At 71.8% G+C, this 1,893-nt stretch carries 1 protein-coding gene and 1 pseudogene; both read right to left on the bottom strand.

The window, feature by feature from the left end; all coding sequences use genetic code 11:
* The coding region (locus ADK36_RS50930; RefSeq protein WP_159391103.1) for an SDR family NAD(P)-dependent oxidoreductase at positions 1-596 on the bottom strand (596 nt) is incomplete at its 3' end.
* Positions 535-1,893, bottom strand: a pseudogene (locus tag ADK36_RS50045) (polyketide synthase dehydratase domain-containing protein); the annotation flags it as partial. The pseudogene ADK36_RS50045 and the gene ADK36_RS50930, both read right to left, overlap by 62 nt.

The following is a 1,893-nucleotide window of genomic DNA, read 5'->3' as shown; positions in this document are numbered from 1 at the left end:
TGTCCCCACCAGCCCCAGGCGAGGGAGGTGGCGGGTTGGTGGTGGGTGTGGCGGTGGTGGGCGAGGGCGTCGAGGAAGGCGTTGGCGGCGGCGTAGTTGGCTTGGCCGGGGTTGCCGAGGATGCCGGAGGCGGAGGAGAAGAGGATGAAGTGGGTGAGGTGGTGGTTTTGGGTGAGGTGGTGGAGGTTGAGGGCGGCGTCGATCTTGGGTCGGTAGACGGTGGTGAGGCGGTCGGGGGTGAGGGCGGTGATGATGCCGTCGTCGACGATGCCTGCGGTGTGGATGACGGCGGTGAGGGGGTGGGTGTGGGGGATGGTGGTGAGGAGGTCGGCGAGGGCGTCGTGGTCGGCGGCGTCGCAGGCGGCGATGCGGATGTGGGCGCCGAGTGCGGTGAGTTCGGTGTGGAGGGTGTCCGCGCCTGGGGCGTTGGGTCCGCGGCGGCTGGTGAGGAGGAGGTGTCGGGCGCCGTGGTGGGTGGGTGAGGAGGAGGTGTCGGGCGCCGTGGTGGGTGATGAGGTGGTGGGCGACGAGTCGGCCGAGGGTGCCGGTGCCGCCGGTGATGAGGATCGTGCCGTCAGGATCGAGCGGACGGTCACCGGCACTCGGCAGCGTGCGCGTCAGACGGGGGGCGAGGATCGTCCCGTTGCGTACGGCGACATGGAGTTCACCGGAAGCGAGGACATCGGGGAGCGCGTCGAGTGACCGCGCGCTGTCGTCGGTGTCGATCAGCACGATCCGGCGCGGGTTCTCGGCCTGGGCGGAACGCAGCAGCCCCGCGGCCGCGGCGGCGGGCAGATCGCTCAACTCCTCGTCAGCGGTGACCGCGACGGCCCCGTGCGTAACGGCGAGCAGCCGGGTGTCCTGAAGCCGGGGCTCGGTACTCCACGCCTGCACGACCTCCAGCACACGCGTGGTCAGTTCACGGACCTCCGCGGCCGACGCGTCGTCACCGACCACGTCCAGCAGCAGCACCTCTGGCGCGTCACCCGCCTCGGCCACCGCCCGCACGTCCTCCGCCGTGGCCACCGGAACCGCGTCCAGCGCCGCGCCCTGCCGCTTGACCGAGGTGGGCCCCCACGCGACCCGGAACAACTGCTCCCTCGACGCGTCCCCGCGCCCCCGCCCCAACTCGCCGCTCACCGGCCGGGAGACGAGCGAGTCGACGGAAGCGACCGGAGCGCCGGTGGCGTCGGCCAGCCGCACGGTCACGGAATCGCTGCCCTCGAACGACAGACGGACCCGGAGCGTGGTGGCTCCGGTCGCGTAGAGACGTACGTCGTTCCAGGCGAACGGCAGCATCAACGGCTGCTCCGACGCCCCGCCCTCACGCTCCCGGAAGACACCGGCGTGCAGACACGCGTCAAGGAGGGCGGGGTGGAGACCGTAGCCCTCGGGCCTGCCTGCCTCCTCGGGGAGGGTGACCTCGGCGTAGACGTCCGGACCCAGCGTCCAGGCGGCACGCAGACCACGGAAAGCGGGGCCGTAGCCATAACCGGTCTTCTCCAGCTGACCGTACGCGTGCTGCGCGGCCTCAGGAACCGGCGTGGCTCCGGGTGGGGGCCACTGGGTGAGGTCGAAGTCGGGTGCCGGGGCCTCCTGCGAGAGGCGGGCCGAGGTGTGACGGGTGAACGGAGTGCCGGGTGCCGCGTCCTGGGGGCGTGAGTGGACCTGTGCGGTGCGTTGTCCTGTCGCGTCGGGTTCGCTGACGGTGACGCGGATCTGGACGCTGCCGTCGGTGGGGATGAGGAGCGGGGCTTCGATGACGAGCTCGGTGAGCAGGCTGGTTCCGGTTTCGTCTCCGGCGCGGATGAGGAGGTCGGTGAGGGCGGCGCCGGGGACGAGGGTGGTGCCGCCTGCGGCGTGGTCGGCGAGCCAGGGGTGGGTTGTGAGGGA

It is taken from the genome of Streptomyces viridochromogenes (assembly GCF_001270495.1).
GTDB classification, from domain to species: Bacteria; Actinomycetota; Actinomycetes; order Streptomycetales; family Streptomycetaceae; genus Streptomyces; species Streptomyces viridochromogenes_A.
Note: the sequence above shows the minus strand (reverse complement) of the source record. Positions and strands in the feature narration are given on the sequence as shown.